This is a genomic window from uncultured Cyclobacterium sp., assembly GCF_963976465.1.
In the GTDB taxonomy this organism is placed as follows: Bacteria; Bacteroidota; Bacteroidia; order Cytophagales; family Cyclobacteriaceae; genus Cyclobacterium.
This window is the reverse complement of record NZ_CAXBOC010000490.1, coordinates 1-4044: the sequence shown is the minus strand read 5'-3', so window position 1 is coordinate 4044 and position 4044 is coordinate 1. Positions and strand designations below refer to the sequence as shown.

The following is a 4044-nucleotide window of genomic DNA, read 5'->3' as shown; positions in this document are numbered from 1 at the left end:
AACCGGAGAACCCATCAATCATTTGCCAATTGGACTTGAAAGGCTTTGTACGGCTAGTAGTACCTAGACTACCATAGAGCAGATAAGAAATAGCTGCGGATAGTCTTTCATCCTCCTGGTTTCCCCAATTAACGGAAGGGTCATCAGCAGCCAAAATATCTGCAGGAAACCCATCATAATACGCTGCTTGCCCAGTAGCATTTGCAATCGCAAATGTGATAGGGACTAATTCTACATTGTTTTGATCCAATACATTATTAAAGGATGACAGTGGGAATGACCCTACAGGTTTCCCATAGGTTTGTTCACCCACTAAGGTAACTTCCATATAGGGTTTCAAGCAGTTTATTAACAATTCACTGGAAGAGGCAGAACCCCTTGAAGTAATGACTACCAATTTATCCAAAGTCAGGTTATTGGTTCGTTCAAAGTTATAGGAATCGTTAAGACTTTCTTTGACAGGATTAAAATCATTGGTATACATTAATTTACCATTAGCAGCTGCAGGTACCAATGCATTCATTATTTGTTCTGCCACATCTACGGATCCTCCACCATTGTACCTTAAATCAATGATTAATTCATTGATACTCCCTTCTTCAAAGTACTTTAAAGTTTCTTCAACTTCCACACTTCTTGTAGGGCTTAAGTTAGGAGTTGCTTTGAAGCTATTGTAAACCCAGTACCCTATTTTTTTATCCCTTTGTTCGATAATTTCCTTATGGAGGACTGAATTTGCCTGGTAATTATCTTTAATGCTGGTTCTAGTAGTGGTACTTCCATCAGGTAGTTTGAAAGTAAAAGAATTGGATATGCCAGCTCTGTTTTCGCCTAAATCAAAGTTATAACCACCATTAGTTTTATAAGAAGAAATTGGTTGCCCATTGATTTCTAAAATCTGCCAACCCCTCTTCCAGCCATCTTGCCCTGCAGGTGATTCCTTATAAACAAAAGAAATAAACAATTCATTGGAGGCATTTAAACCAAATCCAACCCCATGTCCGGCATTTTGACCCGTAAATGCTTTTTCAAAATCATCTTTTGTAGTGAGGTAAGACCACCTGTCGTATTGCAAGTACATAAGGTTATACAATAGCTCCTCATTGCTACCATAACTGTCAATATTTACTACTGTAGGCAATTGATCATTCCAGTAGTACCATTCTTGCATTGTTTCTAAGATTGCATTTTTTAAAAGGTTAGGGTCTTGGGGAGCTTCTTCGACGTTTTTATTACAAGATGAAACGAAAATTGAAGCCGTCAAGACGGCATAATAAAGAATAAACTTGGCTCTAAGCATTGTTAAATCATCGTTAGTCTGTATCGTAATTAACGAAAACAAGTGAAAAATAGATGTGCAAATCGTATTTCTTGAGCCCTGAATTTACTCATTCTCAAATAGATTTAATTTTTTTTACAGAAAATTTAATGAGAATTAACAAACCAGATAGCCCTTTATTTAGTTAAACAATTAAGAATAAATAATGGGTAAAATGACAGAAAAAACAAAGAATAGCCAAACGGAAAAAAATAAAATAATTGATGGATATATCTCTCATATTTTGGAAACCGGGAGTCAGCCGGTTTCTGTTTTCAAGTTCACCAAGGACATGAAAATGAAAGAGACCGTGTTTTATGAGTATTTTACTTCTTTTGGTGCAGTAAAGAAAGCGGTTTGGGAATTGATTTTTGACAATACTATTCAAGCCTTAGAAAGTCAGGAGGTTTACCAATCATATACATCCAGAGAAAAGCTCTTGGGCTTTTTATTTACCTGGATTGAAGAATTGAAAAACAGAAGATCCTACTTGCTAGCAGTGTATGGAAATGTGTCAATAAAAAATCAAAGTTACCCTTCAGAATTAAAAGGCTTTAAATCAAAGTTTAAAGATTTTGCAAGTGGTATAGTCAATGAAGGGAAAGAAACAGAGGAAATAGCAGAGCGGCCATATTTAACAGATAAATACCACGAGGCCATTTGGCTTCAGGTAATGTTTGTTTTTAGGTTTTGGTTGAAAGATGATTCGCCGGCTTTTGAAAAAACAGATGCTGCCATAGAAAAATCTGTGAATTTAGCCTTTGACCTGATGGGTAGGTCTGCCATTGATAGTTTCGTAGATTTTGCAAAATTCCTTTTTCAATCCAAATAGCCATGACAAACAAATTAAATGAGCAACAAAGTATACCTGTCTCCAAAGTGCAAAGAGCTGCAAAGTTTATTAGTACCGGGGCTAAGGTAGGGGGGAATTATATGAAGCATTATGCAAAAAAAGTGGTCAATCCTGCAATGACCAAAGATGAGCTTCATAAAAACAATGCCTCAGATATCTATGATTCACTAAGTGAACTGAAAGGGAGTGCCTTAAAAGTGGCTCAAATGATGGCAATGGATAAGAATATGTTACCGGGTGCCTATCAGGATAAATTTACAATGGCACAATACAGTGCCCCACCTCTGTCTTATCCATTGGTGGTAAAGACTTTTAATCAATATTTTAAGAAAGGGCCTGAAAACCTTTTTGATACCTTCACCACTTCAGCAGCCAATGCCGCTTCCATAGGTCAGGTGCACAAAGCTACCAAAGGAGATAAGGTTTTTGCAGTGAAAATACAGTATCCGGGTGTAGGGTCAAGTGTGAAATCAGACTTAAAGCTAGTCAAGCCATTTGCACTTCGTTTATTGAACATGAATGAAAGGGAGTTGGATAATTATATGGAAGAGGTTGAAGAAAAGTTACTTGAAGAAACCGATTACCAGCTGGAAGTCATAAGAAGTAAGGAAATATCGGAAGCCTGTAGTCACATTAAAGGGCTAAATTTCCCGAAGTACTATGAAGAAATGAGTAGTGCCCGTGTGATCACCATGGACTGGATGGAAGGCAAACATCTAAAGGAATGGCTAGCAACGAATCCCAGTCAGGAGGCCAGAAACAAAGTAGGCCAAACCATGTGGGACTTTTATGACCATCAAGTTCATCAGCTAAAACAAGTGCATGCAGATCCACATCCCGGCAATTTTATTATACAGAAAGGGAATAAATTGGCTGTTATTGATTTTGGATGTGTGAAAGTGATTCCTGAAGAGTTTTATTCCGGTTATTTTTCTCTAATAAAGAAAGACCTTTTGATCAAAGAGGAAGAACTGGATCAAATTTTCTATGACCTTGAGTTTATTTCTGAAAGGGATTCTGCCGAGGAAAAAGTTTATTTTAAAAACACCTTTAAAGAGATGATTTCCCTTCTGGGGAAACCGTTTCATGTGGATACCTTTAATTTCGCTGATGACAACTACTTTCAAATGATTTTTGCTCTAGGAGATAAAATCTCAAATGACAAGATGTTTAGGAAATCCAAACAAGCCAGAGGTTCTAGACATGGTTTATACATCAATAGAACTTATTTTGGACTGTATAATTTACTTAACCAAATACAAGCAAATATTAAAACAACCAAGCCGGATTGGATTAAAAGCTGACTTTCAAAAATTAATTCAATTCTTTTAACATGGCAGTGGCTAACTTATAGGGCAGCAATGGATCGTCAGCCTGATTGGTGGTTCCCGTAAAGAATATTTGAAATTCCGGAGCATATAGACTAAAAGCTCCGGAAGTATGTCCGCTACACCCAATGAACTCAGGATCTTTTGAAGCCAATGGTAGAATTCGAGCTCTTTGGTAGCGTGATATTCCAATTCCTTGGCTGACGCCTTGCTTTACAGGTAACCAGTCCATGATATCGTCCAATTCGGAAACTGGGAAAAGATGTCCGTGAAAAAATGCCTTCAGGAAAGTAAGGCTGTCTCTAGCTGTACTTACAATACCTCCTGCCCCTCCTAGTGAACGCATTGCAAGGGGTAGATTCAAAGGTCTGTTTTTATAAGAAAATAAAGAAGGAGTTCTATCATTGGCGTCCTTATAAACATAGGTTTGGTTCATTGATAGCCTTGAAAAGTGAAAATCATTCAGGGCCTTTTCTAAAGATTCACCGGTAATCTTCTCAATGACCTTCCCTAGAAGGATATCATTGGTGGCAGAATAATGACTT

4 protein-coding genes are annotated in these 4044 nt (G+C 37.4%); 2 read left to right on the top strand and 2 right to left on the bottom strand.

Features of this window, described 5'->3' with window-relative positions; all coding sequences use genetic code 11:
* Positions 1-1300, bottom strand: a 1300-nt coding sequence (locus AAC037_RS20895; RefSeq protein WP_339905344.1) for a S41 family peptidase, incomplete at its 3' end; no start/stop codon positions are given.
* A 193-nt stretch (positions 1301-1493) separates the two neighbouring features.
* Between AAC037_RS20895 and AAC037_RS20890 the strand changes: the two genes are divergently transcribed.
* Together AAC037_RS20890 and AAC037_RS20885 are read left to right on the top strand one after the other, a co-directional pair.
* Positions 1494-2150: a TetR family transcriptional regulator C-terminal domain-containing protein gene (locus AAC037_RS20890; RefSeq protein WP_339905342.1), complete on the top strand. Its 657-nt coding sequence runs from the start codon at positions 1494-1496 to the stop codon at positions 2148-2150.
* A gap of 2 nt (positions 2151-2152) precedes the next feature.
* Positions 2153-3475: a lipopolysaccharide core heptose(II) kinase RfaY gene (locus AAC037_RS20885; RefSeq protein ID WP_339905340.1), complete on the top strand. Its 1323-nt coding sequence runs from the start codon at positions 2153-2155 to the stop codon at positions 3473-3475.
* Between the two features lie 10 nt (positions 3476-3485).
* Here AAC037_RS20885 and AAC037_RS20880 read toward each other — a convergent pair.
* A partial coding sequence (locus tag AAC037_RS20880) for a serine hydrolase domain-containing protein (protein WP_339905338.1) occupies positions 3486-4044 on the bottom strand: 559 nt, incomplete at its 5' end.